This is a genomic window from Mycobacterium sp. NGS35, assembly GCF_059812855.1.
Window position 1 is genome coordinate 48,169 of record NZ_JCALDL010000017.1, and the last position, 19,135, is coordinate 67,303.

The window sequence follows — 19,135 nt, forward strand, 5'->3', positions numbered from 1 at the left end:
CGCAATCGGTAATCGGATTTGATCCCGAATAGTACCCACGACCCGCGCATACAATTCGCCCCGCGACAGTTGGAAAGCGCTTATGAGCAGGTCAGCAGCCTGATACGGGTAGAGTGTTGCCCGTGCGCAGACCGGCGATGCCCAGACCCAGCGTGACCGCGGGCGGCAAGGTGGATGCCCGCAGCGAACGCTGGCGCGAGCACCGCAAGAAGGTGCGCGCCCAGATCGTCGACGCCGCGTTCCGTGCCCTCGACAAGCGCGGCCCTGAGCTGTCGATCCGCGAGATCGCCGAGGAGGCCGGTACCGCCAAGCCCAAGATCTACCGGCACTTCACCGACAAGTCCGACCTTTTCCAGGCCATCGGGGAGCGGCTGCGCGACATGCTGTGGTCGGCCATCTTCCCGTCGATCGACCTGTCCACCGACTCGGTGCGCGAGATCATCCGCAGCAGTGTCGAACACTACGTCGACCTGGTCGACCAGCATCCCAACGTGCTGCGGTTCCTCATTCAGGGCCGCTTTGTCGAGCAGACGGAGTCCACGATGCGGACCCTGAACGAGGGCCGCGAGATCACGCTCGAGATGGCCGCGTTGTTCAGCAACGAGCTGCGGGAGATGGAACTCGATCCGGCCGCCCTGGAGCTGGCGGCGTTCGCGACGTTCGGCTCAGCAGCGTCGGCGACGGACTGGTGGCTGGGCCCGAATGCCGACAGCCCGCGACGGATGGCGCGCGAGAAGTTCATCGAGCACCTGACCACGGTGATGCTGAGCGTGATCACGGGGACCAGCGAACTTCTCGGCATCAAGCTCGACGCCGAGCGGCCGATCAGCGAAGCGGTTCCGCTGCCCAGCCACTCGGTCGCCTGACGTCGCCGCGGGTCAGAGGCCGACGGGCACGACGGCGTCGGAGTTCTGCCCGCGCCGCACGAACATCGCGAGCACCGCGCCCACGCCGGCCGCAGCCGCTGCGACCACAAGTGACGTGTGCAGCCCTGCCATGAACGCGTTGTGGCTGCCCTCGGCGATCGCGGCCGACAGCGGGGTCGGCGCGCCGGGTATCGACGGTGCCACTCCTTGTGCGACGAGCTGCTTGGCCGCAATCAGCTTGTCCGCCAACGGTTCTGGGGTTCCAGCGGCCGTCAGCTCACCCGGCAGCGCCGCACCCACGCGGCTGCTCAGCACCGAGCCGAGGATCGTCGTACCCAGCACTCCGCCCAACTGCACGGCGGTGCTCTGCAGGCCGCCGGCCACCCCGGCGTCGTCGACGCTGGCGTTGCCGACGATCGCGTCCGAGCTCGCCGTCAGCACCAGCCCGATACCCGCGCCGAGCAGCGCAAACGCCGGCCACAGCGCGTCATAGCCGGAATCGGTCTGCAGACCCGTGAGCAGGAACAGGGCAGCCGCCACGGCGCCGAGCCCCGCGACCATGGCCGGACGCGGTCCGAACCTTTCGGTGACCAGGCCGCTCACCGGGGCCGACACCATCAGTGCCAAGCTCAGCGGCAGCGTCCGTACGCCCGACTCGACAGGCGACATCCCGTGCACGTTCTGCAGATACAGCGTCATGAAGAACAGCGCCCCGAAGAGTGCGAAGAAGTTGATGACGACCACAGCCGTTCCGATGGACAGCGACCGGTTGGCGAACAGGTGCATGGGAACCAGCGGCTCCGGCGACCGCAACTCGATCATCACGAACGCCGCCAGGGCCGCCAACCCGGCCACGATGAACGCCAACGTGCTGCCCGCCAGCCAGCCCCAGTTCTGCGCCTTGATCAGACCGAACACGATGAGGAACAACCCGCCGCTGAGCGCGGTGATGCCGGGCACGTCCAGCCGGTGGGCGTTCGTGCTGCGGCTCTCGACGATCGCCATGGCCCCAATGATCAAGGCGGCCACGGCAATTGGCGCGTTGATGTAGAACACCGACTCCCAGCTGACGTGTTCGACCAGAAGGCCGCCGACGATCGGGCCCGCGGCGATCGACACACCCGACGCGGCGCCCCAGATTCCCACGGCGGTGTTGAGCTTGTCGGCTGGGAAGGCGCTGCGGACGATGGCCAGCGTGCTCGGCATCAGCAATGCGCCGAAAACGCCCTGCAGCGCGCGCAGCGCGATCACCCCGGACACCGAGCCGACCAGCCCGATGCCGACCGACGTCAGCGCGAAGCCGGCCACGCCGATGAAAAACATCTCGCGACGGCCGAACCGGTCTCCCAGCTTGCCGCCGAAGATCAGCAGCGACGCCAGCGCCAGCAGGTAGGCGTCGGTGATCCATTGCAGATCCGACAGCGACGCGTGCAGGTCGGCCGCGATGCGCGGGTTGGCGATCGCCACCACCGACGCGTCGAGCCCGACCATGATGACGCCGATCGACACTGCGGCCAGCGTCCACCACGGGTGGCCTCGCAGGCCGCGCTTCTCGGGCGCCCGATGCCGACCGCCGTGGGTCAGCTCCGGCGCCATCGTTACGACTGACATATTTGCTCCGTTCCTTAAGTGGAGGACAACTGCCACTTACCGCTATCGACAATACGGATAAATGGACGCGCGCCTCCACTTCAGCGGGTAGTCTGGACCTGTGATTTCAAGCGCAACGAGGCACGCGAAGAAAGCCAGGCCACTGCGCGCCGATGCTCAGCTCAACCGCGACCGCATCTTGTCGGCGGCCGCCAAAGTGTTCGCAGAGCGCGGTCTCGGAGTTCCGCTCGAAGAAATCGCACGTCGGGCCGGGGTAGGAGTGGCCACTCTGTACCGGCGGTTTCCCACCCGGGCCGACCTGGCAGAGGCGGCGTTCGAGCGCAGCATGTCGCAGTACACGGAGGCGGTAGACAGGGCGCTGGCCAATCCCCGCGCCGGCGACGGCTTCCGCGACCTGATCTTCGAGGTCTGCGAATTGCAAGCCCGCGACGCCGGTCTGCGGGACTTGCTCACCACCGCATTTCCGGCGACCAGCACGGTCGAGCAACAGACGGCCGAGGCCGTCGACAAGCTCAAGGCACTGATCGCGCGAGCGCAGGCCGAAGGTGCTGTGCGCGCCGACTTGGTGGTGGCTGACGTCGTCGTCTTGCTCTTGGCCAATTCCGGCGTGCTGGCCGCGACGGCCACGGCTGCGCCGGACGCCTGGCGGCGGTTCGCCGCGCTGATGCTCGACGCGTTCCAAACCGGAACCTCGCAGCTGCCGGCGCCGCCCGACGAGCAGCAATTGCGTCGCTCCGTCGCACTTCTCACCGGTTCCGGGTGACGCCTACACTGTTCCGCAGTTACCCGGTACCGGCGTTCCCAGGAAAGGACGGACCGCCATGACTGTCGCCGAACCGAGCGTGGCCACCCGACCGGACGCTTCGCCCGTCCATACCCGCGCGCTGATCATCGGCACCGGCTTCTCCGGCCTCGGCATGGGCATCGCCCTGCAGAAGCAGGGGGTGGACTTTCTGATCCTGGAGAAGGCAGACGAGGTCGGGGGCACCTGGCGCGACAACACCTATCCAGGATGCGCCTGTGACGTCCCGTCGCACCTGTACTCCTTCTCCTTCGAGCCGAAGCCGACGTGGAGCAAGCTGTTCTCGCCGCAGCCGGAGATCTGGGATTACCTCAAGGGCGTCACCGACAAGTACGGGTTGCGCCGCTACATCAAGTTCAATGCCTTTGTCGACCGCGCGAATTGGGACGACGCCGAGTGCCGCTGGCATGTGTTCACCGCGGATGGCCAAGAGTACGTCGCGCAGTTCCTGATTTCCGGGGCCGGTGCACTGCACATACCGTTGATCCCCGACATCGACGGCAAGGACGTATTCCGCGGTGTCGCTTTCCATTCCGCGCAGTGGGACCACAGCGTCGACCTCGCGGGCAAGCGGGTTGCGGTGATCGGGACCGGAGCCAGTGCCATCCAGATCGTGCCCGAGATCGTCAAGGACGTCAGCGAACTGCAGCTCTACCAGCGCACGCCGCCGTGGGTGGTGCCGCGGCCCAACAAGCCGTTCCCGGAAAGCCTCAAGCGGGCCTTTGCAACTGTTCCGGGTTTGCGGCTGGCCGTTCGCGGCGGCATCTATTGGTGGCTCGAGGGGCTGGGGTTCGCGATGACCCGGCAGCCGGCACTTCTGCGGGCGGTCGAGCTGGTGGGCCGGTGGAACATCCGGCACCACGTCAAAGACAAGGAGCTGCGCCGCAAGCTGACTCCGACGTACCGGGCAGGATGTAAGCGAATTCTTTACTCGCCCAACTACTATCAGGGCGTCGCGAACCCGAAGACGAAATTGATCACCGACCGGATCAACCGGATCACGCCGGACGGGATCGTCACCGCCGACGGCACCGAGCGCAAGGTCGACGTGATCGTCTACGCGACCGGATTTCACGTCACCGACTCCTACACCTACGTCGACGTCAAAGGCGCCGGGGGCGAAGACCTGGTGGATCGGTGGAACCGCGAAGGCGTCGTGGCACACCGCGGCGTCGCCGTGGCCGACGTGCCCAACCTGTTCTTCCTGCTCGGTCCCAACACCGGGCTCGGGCACACCTCGGTTGTGTTCATGATCGAGGCGCAGATTCGATACGTGGCCCAGGCGATCGCCGCGGTGGACAAGCGCGGTGCCCAGGCGCTGGCGCCTACCCGCGACGCCCAAAACCGTAAAAACGCCGAACTTCAGCAAAGGCTCGCCGGCTCCGTGTGGAACACCGGCGGATGCCGCAGCTGGTATCTCGACGAGCATGGCGTCAACCGGACTCTGTGGAGCGGTATGACGTGGGAATACTGGCGCGATACCCGCAAGCTGGACCCCAGCGAGTACCGGTTCTGGGACGGTCGCACCGACACGAAAAATCTAGATGTTGGGGTGCCGGAGGTTGTCGCGCCCCAGAGGTAGTGTCGGTGGCGCGCTATAGAACCGCTATAGGCACGTCAAAACTCCTTGGTGAAGTGGGGTCCCGTGAGCGACATGAAACTCATCGACCGCGTTTCGGCGATCAACTGGAACCGTCTCCAGGACGAGAAGGACGCCGAGGTCTGGGACCGGCTGACGGGCAACTTCTGGCTGCCCGAGAAGGTGCCGGTGTCCAACGACATCCCGTCGTGGAACACGCTCACCCCTGCTGAAAAGCAACTCACCATGCGGGTGTTCACCGGCCTGACGCTGCTCGACACCATTCAGGGCACCGTCGGCGCGGTCAGTCTCATCCCTGATGCGCTGACCCCACACGAAGAGGCCGTCTACACCAACATCGCGTTCATGGAGTCGGTGCACGCCAAGAGCTACAGCGCGATCTTCTCGACGCTGTGCTCGACGGCTGAGATCGACGACGCGTTCCGCTGGTCGGAGGAGAATCCGAACCTGCAGCGCAAGGCCGAAATCGTGATGGAGTACTACCGCGGCGACGAGCCCTTGAAGCGCAAGGTGGCCTCGACGCTGCTGGAAAGCTTCCTGTTCTACTCCGGCTTCTACTTGCCGATGTATTGGTCCAGCCGGGCCAAGCTGACCAACACCGCCGACATGATCCGGCTGATCATCCGCGACGAGGCCGTGCACGGCTACTACATCGGCTACAAGTACCAGCGCGGCCTGGCGCTCGAGGATTCGGCCAAGCAGCAGGAGCTCAAGGACTACACGTACGAGTTGTTGTTCGAGCTCTACGACAACGAGGTCGAATACACCCAGGACCTCTACGACGAGGTCGGGCTGACCGAGGACGTCAAGAAGTTCCTGCGCTACAACGCCAACAAGGCGCTGATGAACCTCGGCTACGAGGCGCTGTTCCCGCGCGACGAGACCGACGTGAACCCGGCGATCCTGTCCGCGCTGAGCCCCAACGCCGACGAGAACCACGACTTCTTCTCAGGCTCGGGGTCGAGCTACGTCATCGGCAAGGCCGTCATCACCGAAGACGAGGACTGGGACTTCTAGCCGCGGACTACCTACGGGGTTGCGTCTGCGCCGTCCAGACGCGGCCGTCGTAGTAGCGCATCAGGTTCGGATCCTGCTGGTCGGGATACCAACCAGGGCTCAATCCGCCGGTGGCCGGCGGGGGCGCCTGCTGCACGACTGGCTGCTCCACGACGGTGCCGCCCCTCGGCCGGGCGAACGCTCGCACGACTGCGATGACCACCGCGACGATCAGGATGAGGATCAGAATCCAGAGCAGCGAGTTCAACGCACCGGACAACGACGACATCGAACCTGAACCTCCTGTGTGGCGGTGATGCCGTCAGATACCCGGAGGCGCCCACCACTTAAACGGTGGCCCACGCTAGAGCGCTAGCGCGTGAGGTCCCACTGGCCGAAGTCGGCCGCGAGGACGTCGTCGACGTCGACAACGGTCCCGCCGATCGGCACCCCTGGGCTCGCTGGGCTGTTGACCACGGACTGGTACAGCACCGCGGTGGGTTCGCGTTCACCGTGAGACCACGCACGCGTCTGCCAAGCCCATCGGTGACCAGGGGTGGTCGAGTGCCCGATCACGCCGTCCTGGACCGCCCATGCACACGCCCGGTTGTGCCCGTAGATGCCCGTGCGCTCGACACCCAGCACCGAGTTGATCCCGCGAAACCATTGCAGCGCAAGCGTTTTCCATGTGTTGGCGTCAATGTCCTCGTCGACGCTGAAAAAGATCGGCGCGGAATCGGGTCCACCGGCGGCGGCATGAATCTGCCGCGCTCTCTGTGCGTCTGCCACGCCGCCGTCGTAGCCGCGGGTGAAATCCGACGGATCAGGCCAACCGGGTTTGCCGTACTGATAGACGCTGACAATCTGAAGACCCGCGGCGCGCAGTGCATTCGCATACTCGCGGGTGACGGGCTTGAAATCGAAGTTGGCGCCTGGGCGCGACTCCGACACGTAGACGATGGCGCCGTCGAAGCCCGCCGTTTTGATCTGATCGGCGGGTACCAAGTGCTCGGTGAAGTCGACCAACCGCATGCCCGCCGCGGCTGCCGCAGGCGCGTCGAGCGCGGCGGCCAGGCCCAGCAGAACCGGGCCGGCTAGCGCGTATGTGAGCACCCGGCGCCGCGGCACCGACCGCCAGGGCGCAGGCGAATCATGCACGGCGCGAGGGTAACAAGCCGGATTGTTCCCATGGCGGCTTCGCGGCAGTGATTGCACACTGGGCGGCGTGAACGCTGCTTCGCCACTGCGTCGCATCATCGATTGGCTGCGTGCCGGCTACCCCGAAGGCGTGCCTGGCCCGGACCGCGTGCCGCTGCTGGCGCTGCTGCGCACTACCTCACTGACAGAAGAGCAGATCAAAGAAGTCGTGCGGGCAATCACCGGCCAGGCAGCGGCCGCTTACCCGATCGACCGCGACGAGATCGCCGAATTCATCGAGGATGTCACCCACCTCAACGCCGACGAGGAGGATGTCAGGCGTGTTGCGGCGCGGCTGGCGGCCGCCGGCTGGCCACTAGCGGATTCGAACGAACAGCCCTAATTGATTGGCGCATTCAGCCATTTCAGATCCGCGACGATGCCGCGGGCCGCGACGATTCCCTGGCCGGTCTGCCAAACCTCGTTGTTGACGACGAACACCCGGTTGTCGCGGTTCGCCGACAGCCGCCGCCACGCGTCGCTCTTCAGGATCTCGGGCGCCCGCTCCTTGGCCGAGGCGGAGGCAAACGACATGTAGACGATGTCCCCGTCGGCGGCCGAGAAGTCCGCCTTGCCCAGGTCGCTGATGCCGATCCCGATGTAGGGCTTGTCGGTGAACCGCTGGGAGGCCGGCCGGTCCACGCCGACGGCGGTGAGCACGCTCGCCGGGAAGTTGGCGGCCCCGTAGACCCGCAAGGTGTTGTCGGTCAGCTGCACTACCGACGCCTGGAAGTGCGCGGCGTCATTCTCGGCACCCGCCTTGGCCGCGAACGCGTTGAACCCGTCGACCAGTCCGTTGGCCGCATCGGCGCGGCCTGTCGCCGCCCCGACCAGCCGTAGATTGTCCTGCCATGCCGCCCCGGGCGGTCCGGTGAAGACGGTCGGCGCGATCGCTGCCAGCGTGGGGTAGAGCTCCGGCGTCAGGGCCTGTGAACCGAGGATGAGGTCGGGCGCCGCCGCGCGGATCGCCGAAAGGTCAGGCGCGCTGCGCGGGCCGGCGCCACGCACGTCGTGAATGACCGTGCCCAGGTAGGACGGCTGACTCGACGAGCTGTCGGGCAAGGCAGCCGCGACGATCCGCGACTGCAGACCCAGCGCGCACAGTGCGTCGAGTTGGTCGCCCGAGAGCACCACGATCCGCTGGGGATCGGCGGGCACGTCGGTCTCCCCGGCAACATGGCGCACCCGCCGCACCGGCGGTCCGGGATCAGGCGCGGAGGGTAGGGGAGCACAGGATTCGTCGGGCCGGCGATCGTTGCCCAGCACGCCTGCGTCCGCGATCTTCGTCGTGCTGGTGATCACCGAGGTCGACGGGGAAGCCGCGCCACCGGGGGTTTTGGCGCCGCAGCCCACAGCGCATGTGAGAAGGACCGCCACGACGGCAGCAACACCGGCCCTGACCACGTCGCGACCGTAACACCGCAGCCTACGACACTATGTAGGACCCGCGCCGACGCCCGCGTGCGGCTCCAACTAGGATTTAGTCCGCAACCGATATTTGGAGGAGCTCTTGACCGCGGAAGCGCCCCCTCTCGGAGTACTCGAGGCCCGCCGACCCTTCCCCCAGCGCCTGGGGCCCAAGGGCAATTTGATCTACAAGCTGATCACCACCACCGATCACAAGCTGATCGGCATCATGTACATCGTCACGTGCATGGCCTTCTTCTTCATCGGTGGGCTCATGGCACTGCTGATGCGCGCGGAGCTGGCCGTGCCCGGGCTGCAGTTCCTGTCCAACGAGCAGTACAACCAGCTGTTCACCATGCACGGCACGGTGATGCTGCTCTTCTACGCAACCCCGATCGTGTTCGGGTTCGCCAACATCGTGCTGCCGCTGCAGATCGGCGCCCCTGACGTCGCATTCCCGCGGCTCAACGCATTCTCGTTCTGGCTTTTCCTCTTCGGCGCGCTGATTGCCCTCGCCGGGTTCATCACCCCCGGCGGCGCCGCCGACTTCGGCTGGACGGCCTACAGCCCGCTGACCGACGCCATCCACAGCCCCGGCGCCGGCGGCGACCTGTGGATCCTGGGCCTAGCCGTCGGTGGCCTCGGCACGATCCTCGGCGCGGTCAACATGATCACCACCGTGATCTGCATGCGCGCGCCCGGCATGACGATGTTCCGGATGCCGATCTTCACCTGGAACATCCTGGTGACCAGCATCCTTGTGCTGCTTGCCTTCCCGCTGCTGACGGCCGCACTGTTCGGCCTGGCCGCCGACCGTCATCTGGGAGCCCATATCTACGACCCGGCCAACGGCGGAGTGTTGTTGTGGCAGCACCTGTTCTGGTTCTTCGGGCATCCCGAGGTGTACATCATCGCGCTGCCGTTCTTCGGCATCGTCACCGAAGTGTTCCCGGTGTTCTCGCGCAAGCCGATCTTCGGATACTCGACGCTGGTCTACGCGACGATCGCGATCGCCGCGCTGTCGGTGGCGGTGTGGGCGCACCACATGTACGCCACCGGGGCAGTGCTGCTGCCGTTCTTCTCCTTCATGACGTTTTTGATCGCGGTGCCCACCGGCATCAAATTCTTCAACTGGATCGGCACGATGTGGAAGGGGCAGCTGACCTTCGAGACGCCGATGCTGTTCGCCGTCGGGTTCCTCGTCACGTTCTTGCTGGGCGGTCTTTCCGGCGTGCTGCTGGCCAGCCCGCCCCTGGACTTCCACGTCACCGACAGCTACTTCGTCGTCGCGCACTTCCACTACGTGCTGTTCGGCACCATCGTGTTCGCCACCTTCTCGGGCATCTACTTCTGGTTCCCGAAGATGACCGGCCGGCTGCTCGACGAGCGGCTCGGCAAGATGCACTTCTGGCTCACGTTCATCGGCTTCCACACCACGTTCCTGGTGCAGCACTGGCTGGGCAACCAGGGCATGCCCCGCCGTTATGCCGACTACCTGCCCACCGACGGCTTCGAGGGTCTCAACATCGTGTCGACCATCGGCGCCTTCATCCTCGGCACGTCGATGATCTTCTTCACCTGGAACGTGTTCCGCAGCTGGCGCTACGGCGAGCCGGTGACCGTCGACGACCCGTGGGGTTACGGCAACTCGCTGGAGTGGGCCACCAGCTGCCCGCCGCCGCGGCACAACTTCTACGAGCTGCCCCGAATCCGTTCGGAGCGACCGGCTTTCGAGCTGCACTACCCGTGGATGGTCGAGCGCATGCGCGCCGAGGCCCACATCGGCAGGCATCCCACGGTGGGGGAGTCGGGCGGCATGGGTCCGCGGACTGAGCCGGACCGCAGCGGACAGGCGGCGCCGGACCGGGGCTGATCCGTGCCGAACGCCGGCGCCGCTGGCTCGATCCTGATCACGGTCACCGGGGTCGACCAGCCCGGTGTGACGTCGGCACTCTTCGAGGTCCTCTCCCGCTACGACGTCGAACTGCTCAACGTCGAGCAGGTGGTGATCCGTGGCCGGTTGACGCTGGGTGTCTTGGTGGCCTGCACCGACGCGGTGGCCGACGGACCGCACCTGCGCGAGGACGTCGAGCGCGCGATCAACGCTGTGGGCCTTGATGTTTCGATCGAGCGCAGCCGGGATCTGCCGATCATCGCCGAGCCGTCCACGCACACGATCGTCGTCCTCGGCAGGCCCGTCACCGCGCGGGCGTTCAGCGCCCTGGCCACCGAACTGGCCAACCTCGGAGTCAACATCGACTTCATCCGCGGAGTCTCCGACTACCCCGTGACCGGGCTCGAGCTTCGCGTGTCGGTGCCGCCGGAGCGTCGGGCCGACCTGCCGCACGCCCTGACGCGCGTCGCCACCGCCGAGAAGGTGGACGTCGCAGTCGAAGACACCAGCCTCGAACGGCGCGCCAAGCGGCTGATCGTGTTCGACGTCGATTCCACGCTGATCCAGCAGGAAGTCATCGAGATTCTGGCCGAGCGGGTGGGCGCACGCGACGCCGTGGCCGCGATCACCGACTCCGCGATGCGCGGGGAGATCGACTTCACCGAGTCGCTCAAGCAGCGGGTTGCGACGCTGAAGGGCCTGCCTGCCAGTGTGCTCGACGAGGTCGCCGACGAACTCGAGCTCACCCCGGGCGCCCGCACCACTCTGCGGACGCTGCGGCGCTTGGGTTTTCACTGCGGCGTCGTCTCCGGCGGGTTTCGGCAGGTGATCGAGCCGCTGGCCCACGAGCTGATGCTGGACTTCGTCGCCGCCAACGAACTGGAGATCGTCGACGGCGTGCTGACCGGCCGGCTCGTCGGCCCGATCATCGACCGGGCGGGAAAAGCCAAGGCGCTCAAGAGCTTTGCGCAGCAGGCCGGCGTGCCGCTGGAGCAGACCGTGGCGGTCGGCGACGGCGCCAACGACATCGACATGCTCGCGACGGCGGGGCTCGGGGTCGCGTTCAACGCAAAACCGGCCCTCCGGGAAGTCGCCGACGCGTCACTGTCCCACCCGTATCTGGACACGGTGCTGTTCATCCTCGGTGTCACTCGCGGTGAGATCGAGGCCGCCGACGCAATCGACGGGACGCTGCGCAGGGTCGACATCCCGCCCGGTTCGTGATGCGGCACGATGGTCGGGTGGTCGAAACAGCCAACCGCGCGCCCGATCCGGATCTGCTGCTCGACTTCCACAACGTTTCCCTGCGCCGTAGCGGGCGGACCCTCGTCGGGCCGGTCAGCTGGTCGGTGGAACTCGACGAGCGCTGGGTGGTGATCGGCCCCAACGGTGCGGGCAAGACGTCGTTGCTGCGGATCGCGGCGGCCATGGAGCACCCGTCGTCGGGCACCGCGTACGTCCTCGGCGAGCGGCTGGGTCGCGTCGACATGTCGGAGCTGCGCTCGCGGATCGGGCTGAGTTCGTCGGCGCTGTCGCAGCGGGTCCCCGATGGCGAGGTGGTCCGCGATCTGGTGGTGTCGGCCGGCTATGCGGTGATGGGCCGGTGGCGCGAGGTGTACGACGACGTCGACTACACGCGGGCCGTCGACACCCTCGAGAGCGTCGGCGCCGAGCACCTGGCCGACCGCACCTACGACACACTGTCCGAGGGCGAACGCAAGCGGGTGCTGATCGCGCGTTCCTTGATGACAGACCCTGAGCTGCTGCTCCTCGACGAACCAGCCGCCGGCCTGGATCTGGGCGGCCGCGAGGAGTTGGTGGCTCGGCTGGCCGATCTGGCCGCCGATCCGGACGCGCCCGCGCTGGTGCTGGTCACCCACCACGTCGAGGAGATACCGCCAGGCTTCAGCCACTGCCTGATGCTGTCCGAAGGCCGGGTGGTGGCGTCCGGTCTGCTGCGCGACACGCTGACCGCCGAAAACCTGTCCACGGCGTTCGGGCAGTCGATCGCGCTGGATGTGATCGACGGGCGCTATTTCGCCCGGCGGGTTCGCACCCGTGCCGCGCACCGGAGACGGGCGTGAGCACCTCTGGCTCCGATGCCGCGATGACTCCGCGGCCGGCAGCCACCGTGATGCTGCTCCGCGACGCTGCTGACGGCCTCGAAATCTTCCTGCTGCAACGTCATTCGCGTATGGAGTTCGCTCCTGGCACCACGGTCTTCCCCGGTGGCGGCGTGGACGACCGCGACCGCGAATTCGACATCGCCTGGGCGGGGCCCGAACCCGCGTGGTGGGCGCAGAGGCTGGCCGTCGACGAGGAACTCGCGCTGGCGCTGGTGTGCGCCGCCGTGCGCGAGACGTTCGAGGAATGCGGGGTGCTGCTGGCCGGTCCCGACCAGAACAGTGTGGTCGGCGACGCTACCGCGTATGCCGGCGCGCGGGACCGCCTGGCCAGCCGCGAGCTGGCGTTCAGCGACTTCCTGCGCGGTGAAGACCTGGTGTTGCGCTCAGACCTGCTGCGGCCGTGGGCGAACTGGGTGACGCCGGCCAAGGGGCATCGGCGCCGCTACGACACCTACTTCTTCGTGGCGGCGCTGCCCCCGGGCCAGCACGCCGACGGCCGGACCACCGAGGCGGTGTCGGCAGGGTGGTGGTTGCCCGCCGCCGCGATCGAGGAGTTCGCCGCCGGCCGTAGTCTGCTGCTGCCGCCCACCTGGACGCAGCTGGATACGCTGCCCAAGTATGGCAGCACCGTCGAGGAGATCCTTGCCGTCGACCGCGAGATCGTCGCGATGAGAACGGAAGTCATTGGCAGCGAAGGCAATTGGAGTTTGGAGTTCTTCGACTCGGACCGCTACAACAAGCTGCTCGGTGGGCGGTCGTGGTCGTGAACAGCGATGAACGCTTGCGCGAAGAGCAGAGGGCAGAGTTCGTCAGCGTCTACGTCGGCGACGAGCGGCCGGGCATCGCCACGGTGGTCCTCTCGCGGCCGCCGAGAAACACGCTGACCCGTCAGTTCTGCCGGGAGATCGCGGCGGTGGCGGGCGAGGTCGGCCGCCGCGACGACATCGCCGCCGTGATCCTGTTCGGCGGCCATGAGATCTTCTCCGCCGGAGACGACCTCGCCGAATTGCGCGCGCTGGGTGCCGGCGAAGCCGACGCGGTCGCGAAACTGCGCCAGGACGCGGCAGCCGCCGTCGCCGCGATACCGAAACCGACCGTCGCCGCGATCACCGGCTACGCGCTGGGTAGTGGGTTGTCGCTGGCCCTGGCCGCCGACCGGCGGATCGCCGGCGACAACGCGAAACTCGGGTTCACCGAAATCCTGGCGGGGCTGATCCCCGGTGGCGGGGCGCTGCAGCGGTTGCCCGCGTTGGTGGGTGTGAGCAACGCCAAGGACCTCGCCTTCTCCGGGCGGTTCGTGGGCGCCCGAGAGGCGCTGGCGATGGGTCTGCTCGACGAGATCGTCGCACCTGACGCGGTGTACGACGCTGCGGTTGACTGGACGCAACGCTTCGCAGGGTTACCCGTGTCAGCGCTGGGGGCGGCCAAGGCCGCACTCAACGACGGCACCCCGGAGGCGGAGCGGCGCGGCTACGTCGGGGTGTTCGGTGGTGCGGACCGGAGGTACGTCGCGTCGGACCGGGGCCACTAGGCTGGCGGGCTATGACCACGACCAGTCACGACCAGCCGGCTCCGCAGCCGCACGCCACCGCCGAGCAGGTGGAGGCCGCGCGTCACGACAGCAAGCTCGCGCAGGTGCTCTACCACGACTGGGAAGCCGAGAGCTACGACGACAAGTGGTCGATCTCCTACGACAAGCGCTGCGTCGACTATGCGCGCAACCTCTTTGACGCCACGGTGCCGTTCGAGGAGCAGCGCAAGCTGCCGTATGACCATGCGCTGGAGCTGGGCTGCGGCAGCGGGTTTTTCCTGCTCAACCTGATCCAGGCCGGCGTCGCGCGGCGCGGATCAGTGACCGACCTGTCACCCGGCATGGTGCGGGTCGCCACACGAAACGGCCAGAATCTCGGCCTGGAGGTCGACGGTCGTGTCGCCGACGCCGAGCGCATCCCGTACGACGACGACACCTTCGACCTGGTGGTCGGACATGCGGTGCTGCATCACATCCCCGACGTCGAGCTGTCGCTGCGCGAAGCGGTCCGAGTGCTCAAGCCGGGCGGACGGTTCGTGTTCGCCGGCGAACCGACGAACGCGGGCGAAGCCTATGCCCGGCCGTTGTCGACGCTGACGTGGCGGGTCGTGACCAACGTGACGAGGCTGCCCGGCCTGACCGGCTGGCGTCGCCCCCAGGCCGAGCTCGACGAGTCGTCGCGTGCGGCCGCGCTCGAGGCGGTCGTCGACCTGCACACTTTCGACCCGCAAGACCTCGAGCGGATGGCTCGCAATGCCGGCGCGGTCGACGTGTCGACCGCCACCACCGAATTCACCGCTGCCATGCTCGGGTGGCCGCTGCGGACCATCGAGGCCGCGGTCCCGCCCGGGCGCCTCGGCTGGAGCTGGGCGAAGTTCGCGTTCAACAGCTGGATCACGCTGAGCTGGATCGACGACAACGTGTGGCGTCGCGTGATTCCGAAGGCCTGGTACTACAACGTGATGCTCACCGGGGTCAAACCGTCGTAGCGTTCAGCCTCGACGATGTCGGTTATCTGCGGTCGCAGCCGGGCGCCGAGGCGCTTGCCGAAATCCGCACCTACCCGCTGACCGACGCCAGCCGGATCTCCGACATCGCCGCCGCCAGAGCCAGGTTCGGCGACCGGGCCCGCGTGCTGGTGGAGACCGTGCTGCTGCGCCGTCGGGCGGCCGCCAAGCTCGCCGACGCGGGCGACTGGCTCTTCACCGACGAAGCCCTTCAGCAAGCGACCGCGACCCCGGTAGCCGCCCACCGCGCGCGTCGGCTCGCCGGGATGACGGTGCACGACGTCACGTGTTCTATCGGCGCCGAACTGGCCGAGTTGCGGCGCACAGCCGACGTGCTGGGTAGCGACATCGACCCGGTGCGGCTGGCGATGGCGCGCCACAACGTCCCCGAGGTGCCGCTCGTACGCGCCGACGCGCTGCAACCCGTCAGCCGCAACGCCGTCGTCGTCGCCGACCCCGCGCGGCGCGACGGAGGGCGTCGCGTCTACAGGCCGGGCGACTTCACCCCGCCGCTGACTGCGCTTCTGGACACCTACCGCGGCCGCGATATCGTCGTGAAGTGTTCTCCTGGTACAGGTTTCGGTCGCCTTGACTTCGGAGGGGAAGTCGAGGTGACGTCGCTGGGCGGTGACGTCCGCGAGGCGTGCCTGTGGTCGGCGGGACTGACTCAGCCCGCGGTGTCGCGGCGGGCCACCGTGCTCAGCTACGACGGCAGCGTCGAGCAGATCACGGATGCCGACCCCGACGACTGCCCGGTGCGACCGGCCGGTCGCTGGATTATCGACCCCGACGGTGCGGTGGTACGGGCGGGTCTGGTCCGCCACTACGCCGCCCGCCATGGGCTCTGGCAGCTCGACCCGAAGATCGCGTACCTGTCGGGTGACCGATTGCCGCCTGGGACAAGGGGATTCGAGGTCCTCGAGCAGATTCCGTTCGGGCAGCGCCGGTTACGCCAGATGCTGCACGAGATGGACTGCGGCGCTGTCGAGATCCTGGTGCGCGGAGTCGACGTCGACCCGGCGGCGCTGCGCGCTCGGCTGCGGCTGCGCGGACGCCAGTCGCTTTCGGTGGTGGTGACCCGCATCGGTGCCGGCTCGAAAGCGCGGGCGACTGCGATCATTTGTCGCCCCTCGCAGCGAGCACACAGGTACCCTGGCGCAGGACACCCTTTCGAGGACGGTGCATGACACGTTCACACAGGGCGGCCGCGACGTTGGTCGCCGCACTATTGATCGGGTCGGGGGGAAGCGCTGTGGCGCACGCACAGTCGCCGTGCGCAGATTTCGGCGGAACGCTCGACGGCACCACGTGCCGGCTGCACACCAGCACCGACGCGTACACGGTGGACATCACGTTCCCGGTGGACTACGCGGATCCGGCGCCGATGATGGACTATCTGCGGCAGACCCGCGACGGGTTCGTCAACGTCTCGGACATGCCCGGTTCCTCCGGTCAGCCGTACGCGCTGGACATCACCTCGGAGGAATACCGGTCCGCCGCCACCCAGAGCGTGGTGCTGAAGATCTACCAGAACGTCGGTGGCGCACATCCGCTGACGTGGTATCAGGCCTACAACTACAACGTCTCGGCCCGTAAGCCGATCACCTTCGACACGTTGTTCACGCCGGGCAGCAAGCCGCTGCCGGTGATCCTGCCGATCGTGCAGAAGGAGATCGACACGCAATTGGGCAGCCGGGTGAAGGTTTCACCCGCCGACGGTCTCGACCCGGCGCACTACCAGAACTTCGCGATCACCGACAACGAGTTGATCTTCTTCTTCGGGCAAGGCGAGTTGCTGCCCGCCGCAGCGGGCGCGACCGTCGCGCATGTGCCGCGGTCGGCAGTCGCTTCCATGCTGGCCCCGTTGTGATTTCGGTGCGCTTTTCGGCGCTGAGCGCACGTTTGCGCCCCGAAATCACTGAGTGCTAGGCGGGGTCGAACCCGTACACCTGGCCGTCGCTGGTGGCGGTGAACACCCTCCGGTCGGTCGCGACGGACACGCCGACCGGCCACCCGGTGGCCTGCGGCAGGACATAGCTGTTGATCGTGTGCCCGTCGCGGATACCGAAGACCAGAAGCGCGAGCCCGTTGCCGGCCGCACGCACCACGGTATAGCCGATGTCGGCACCCGCCTGGCTCGTCGTGCATAGCGCGGTGACGTCGTCGCGGCGCCACACGATGTCGCCGCGATCGCCCGTGTCCCGGACCGCCACCAGCTTCGCGTCCGGCCCGCCACCGGAGATCAGCAGGCCGTCGGGTCCCGCCGACGGCGGCGTTTGCGGCGAAAAGCCAAGCGCCACAGTCCATTTGGGCTTACCATCCGATGCGTTGAGAGCCCACAGCTTGCCGTCGCGACTGTTGACGTAGACGGTCGACCCGTCGTCGGAGAACACCGGGCTGCCCAGCACTCCGCTCGTCACCGCGTCGGTGGACCACTCCACCGCAAGCCCCGGCCCGTCGCCGGTGCTGTATCGCAGCGCGGTCAGCGTCGCTACCGGCGCGCCGGGTTGCCAGATGCCGGTGACCACCCGACCCGTCGCCGACGAGAACGCAGGTGCCGCCGCGATCGGGCATGCGGGACGAGCTTGCTGGCAATCAGTCAGTCCCCGCTGGCTGTCGGTCGGGTCGACGCCGGCCACCAGATCCACCGCCGAGCCGATCATCTCGCCGCGATGGGCGTCGACGACCTGCACCTGCCCCAGATGGGTGATCACCAGCAGTCGTCCGTCGCCGACGAACCGGGGCGTCAGCGGCATACCGATCACCGGATGACGCCAGCGGACCCATTGCGTCGGCGGGAACGACAACAAGGTGCCCGGCTGGCCGACGTAGAGGTTGTCGAACTTGTCGAACAGGGCGCTGGCGAACCCGCCGCCCAGCACCAGCCGCGTGCACCAGCGTTGCCTGCCGTTGTTGTCGAACTCCCACACCATCAGCGAGCACCCGGCCGCGGTCTGCGCGTTGGCGGCAAGGTAGTGGGTGTCGGTGGAGCCGAGTGCCACCGACGCGAACAGGCTGCCCTTGACCGAGCGGCTCCACGCGAGTTTCAGCTTGTCTGCGCCCGCGGTGGCAGTGTGGCTGCTGTTGGCGGCGTCGGCATACTGAGCCGACCAGCCCGCTGCGGGCGCAGCGTCAACCCAAGTGTCGGTGTTACCGCAGCCTGACGCCGCAAGTAAGGCGACGCCCGCCATCGCTGCCAGCCGCCGAGAAGTGCGGTGTCGGGGGAACATGCGTCCTTCCGTCGTCGGGCTGGCGTCCCCTGAGGGTAACCCGGCGCCTGAGCCGTCCGGCGTAGGCTTTGCGGCCATGACGACGATGTGGGGAGCACCGTTGCACAAGCGCTGGCGGGGGTCGCGGCTGCGCGACCCGCGCCAGGCCAAGTTCTTGACGACGGACTCGCTGAAGTGGGTGTTGAAGAACCGCGCCTACACCCCGTGGTATTTGGTCAGGTACTGGCGATTGCTGAAGTTCAAGCTGACCAACCCGCACATCATCACCCGCGGCATGGTGTTCCTCGGCAAGGACGTCGAAATCCACGCGACGCCCGAACTGGCCCAGCTGGAAATCGGCCGCTGGGTGCACATCGGCGACAAGAACACGATTCGCGCCCACGAAGGGTCGCTGCGGTTCGGCGACAAGGTGGTGCTCGGCCGCGACAACGTGATCAACACCTACCTCGACATCGAGTTGGGGGATTCGGTGCTGATGGCTGACTGGTGCTACGTCTGCGACTTCGACCACCGGATGGACGACGTCAACATGCCCATCAAGGATCAAGGCATCGTCAAGAGCCCGGTGCGAATCGGGCCGGACACGTGGATCGCGGCGAAGGTGACGGTGCTGCGGGGCACGATCGTCGGCCGCGGCTGCGTGCTCGGGGCACATGCCGTGGTCAAGGGCCACGTCCCCGACTACTCGATCGCGGTCGGAGCCCCCGCCAAGGTGGTGAAGAACCGCAAGCTGGCATGGGAGACCTCGGCTGCAGAGCGTGCGCAGATGGCCGCCGCGCTGGCCGACATCGAACGCAAGAAAGCGGCTCGCTAGGGCAGCTGGGCGGTGGAGCTACTCGCCGAACGTGAGCCCAGTGCGAAAAATCGG

The 19,135-nt window shown here is 67.2% G+C and carries 19 protein-coding genes; 14 read left to right on the forward strand and 5 right to left on the reverse strand.

Annotated features, from left to right (window positions below):
• The first annotated feature begins 122 nt into the window (after positions 1-122).
• On the forward strand, positions 123-866 hold the full coding sequence (locus AC5Y4C_RS20820; RefSeq protein ID WP_499907952.1) for a TetR/AcrR family transcriptional regulator: 744 nt from the start codon (positions 123-125) through the stop codon (positions 864-866).
• Positions 867-878: 12 nt separating this feature from the next.
• Here the strand turns inward: AC5Y4C_RS20820 and AC5Y4C_RS20825 are convergent, their stop codons facing one another.
• Positions 879-2,477 carry an MFS transporter gene (locus AC5Y4C_RS20825; protein WP_499964932.1) on the reverse strand — a complete coding sequence of 533 codons (1,599 nt, stop codon included), beginning with the start codon at positions 2,475-2,477 and terminating at the stop codon, positions 879-881.
• A 100-nt stretch (positions 2,478-2,577) separates the two neighbouring features.
• On the opposite strand from AC5Y4C_RS20825, the gene AC5Y4C_RS20830 reads away from it, so the two are divergent.
• The 3 genes from AC5Y4C_RS20830 (at position 2,578) to nrdF (ending at position 5,896) form a co-directional block, all read left to right on the forward strand.
• Entirely contained in the window at positions 2,578-3,240 is a 663-nt protein-coding gene (locus AC5Y4C_RS20830; protein ID WP_499951501.1) for a TetR/AcrR family transcriptional regulator, read from the forward strand.
• 58 nt (positions 3,241-3,298) lie between these two features.
• Complete coding sequence (locus tag AC5Y4C_RS20835; RefSeq protein WP_499964930.1) at positions 3,299-4,861, forward strand: flavin-containing monooxygenase; 1,563 nt, start codon at positions 3,299-3,301, stop codon at positions 4,859-4,861.
• Positions 4,862-4,933: 72 nt separating this feature from the next.
• Positions 4,934-5,896, forward strand: coding sequence for a class 1b ribonucleoside-diphosphate reductase subunit beta (gene nrdF, locus AC5Y4C_RS20840; protein WP_499908077.1), 963 nt, complete (start codon positions 4,934-4,936; stop codon positions 5,894-5,896).
• Between the two features lie 7 nt (positions 5,897-5,903).
• Here the strand turns inward: nrdF and AC5Y4C_RS20845 are convergent, their stop codons facing one another.
• Entirely contained in the window at positions 5,904-6,164 is a 261-nt protein-coding gene (locus AC5Y4C_RS20845; protein WP_499964928.1) for a DUF2510 domain-containing protein, read from the reverse strand.
• 83 nt (positions 6,165-6,247) lie between these two features.
• Complete coding sequence (locus tag AC5Y4C_RS20850) at positions 6,248-7,033, reverse strand: DUF1906 domain-containing protein (protein ID WP_499951498.1); 786 nt, start codon at positions 7,031-7,033, stop codon at positions 6,248-6,250.
• A gap of 67 nt (positions 7,034-7,100) precedes the next feature.
• Here AC5Y4C_RS20850 and AC5Y4C_RS20855 point away from each other — a divergent pair, with 67 nt between their 5' ends.
• A complete protein-coding gene (locus AC5Y4C_RS20855) occupies positions 7,101-7,415 on the forward strand; it encodes a DUF3349 domain-containing protein (protein ID WP_499964926.1) in 315 nt (104 codons plus the stop codon).
• Here AC5Y4C_RS20855 and AC5Y4C_RS20860 read toward each other — a convergent pair.
• Positions 7,412-8,476 (reverse strand): iron-siderophore ABC transporter substrate-binding protein, encoded by a 1,065-nt coding sequence (locus tag AC5Y4C_RS20860; RefSeq protein WP_499964925.1) that lies wholly within the window; start codon positions 8,474-8,476, stop codon positions 7,412-7,414. The two genes, AC5Y4C_RS20855 and AC5Y4C_RS20860, sit on opposite strands and share 4 nt — an antisense overlap.
• Positions 8,477-8,582: 106 nt before the next feature.
• On the opposite strand from AC5Y4C_RS20860, the gene ctaD reads away from it, so the two are divergent.
• From ctaD to AC5Y4C_RS20900, 8 genes are read left to right on the forward strand one after another with little or no spacing between them, the layout of a single operon-like run.
• Positions 8,583-10,352, forward strand: coding sequence for an aa3-type cytochrome oxidase subunit I (gene ctaD, locus AC5Y4C_RS20865; RefSeq protein ID WP_499907962.1), 1,770 nt, complete (start codon positions 8,583-8,585; stop codon positions 10,350-10,352).
• Positions 10,353-10,355: 3 nt separating this feature from the next.
• The gene (gene serB, locus AC5Y4C_RS20870; protein ID WP_499964923.1) at positions 10,356-11,597 is read left to right on the forward strand and encodes a phosphoserine phosphatase SerB; all 1,242 of its coding nucleotides are present in this window, start codon (positions 10,356-10,358) and stop codon (positions 11,595-11,597) included.
• Entirely contained in the window at positions 11,597-12,457 is an 861-nt protein-coding gene (locus AC5Y4C_RS20875; RefSeq protein ID WP_499907964.1) for an ABC transporter ATP-binding protein, read from the forward strand. Before serB ends, AC5Y4C_RS20875 begins: the two co-directional genes overlap by 1 nt.
• Before the next feature lie 23 nt (positions 12,458-12,480).
• Positions 12,481-13,266 (forward strand): NUDIX hydrolase, encoded by a 786-nt coding sequence (locus tag AC5Y4C_RS20880; RefSeq protein WP_499964988.1) that lies wholly within the window; start codon positions 12,481-12,483, stop codon positions 13,264-13,266.
• Positions 13,263-14,030, forward strand: a complete 768-nt coding sequence (locus AC5Y4C_RS20885; protein WP_499914121.1) for an enoyl-CoA hydratase — start codon at positions 13,263-13,265, stop codon at positions 14,028-14,030. Before AC5Y4C_RS20880 ends, AC5Y4C_RS20885 begins: the two co-directional genes overlap by 4 nt.
• A gap of 11 nt (positions 14,031-14,041) precedes the next feature.
• On the forward strand, positions 14,042-15,019 hold the full coding sequence (locus AC5Y4C_RS20890) for a methyltransferase domain-containing protein (protein WP_499964921.1): 978 nt from the start codon (positions 14,042-14,044) through the stop codon (positions 15,017-15,019).
• Positions 14,977-16,224: a THUMP-like domain-containing protein gene (locus AC5Y4C_RS20895; RefSeq protein ID WP_499964986.1), complete on the forward strand. Its 1,248-nt coding sequence runs from the start codon at positions 14,977-14,979 to the stop codon at positions 16,222-16,224. Before AC5Y4C_RS20890 ends, AC5Y4C_RS20895 begins: the two co-directional genes overlap by 43 nt.
• Positions 16,221-16,907: an esterase gene (locus AC5Y4C_RS20900; RefSeq protein WP_499907967.1), complete on the forward strand. Its 687-nt coding sequence runs from the start codon at positions 16,221-16,223 to the stop codon at positions 16,905-16,907. Before AC5Y4C_RS20895 ends, AC5Y4C_RS20900 begins: the two co-directional genes overlap by 4 nt.
• Positions 16,908-16,962: 55 nt before the next feature.
• Here the strand turns inward: AC5Y4C_RS20900 and AC5Y4C_RS20905 are convergent, their stop codons facing one another.
• Complete coding sequence (locus AC5Y4C_RS20905) at positions 16,963-18,267, reverse strand: outer membrane protein assembly factor BamB family protein (RefSeq protein ID WP_499964919.1); 1,305 nt, start codon at positions 18,265-18,267, stop codon at positions 16,963-16,965.
• Positions 18,268-18,343: 76 nt separating this feature from the next.
• Between AC5Y4C_RS20905 and AC5Y4C_RS20910 the strand changes: the two genes are divergently transcribed.
• Positions 18,344-19,081 carry an acyltransferase gene (locus AC5Y4C_RS20910; RefSeq protein ID WP_499914126.1) on the forward strand — a complete coding sequence of 246 codons (738 nt, stop codon included), beginning with the start codon at positions 18,344-18,346 and terminating at the stop codon, positions 19,079-19,081.
• Positions 19,082-19,135: the final 54 nt, after the last annotated feature.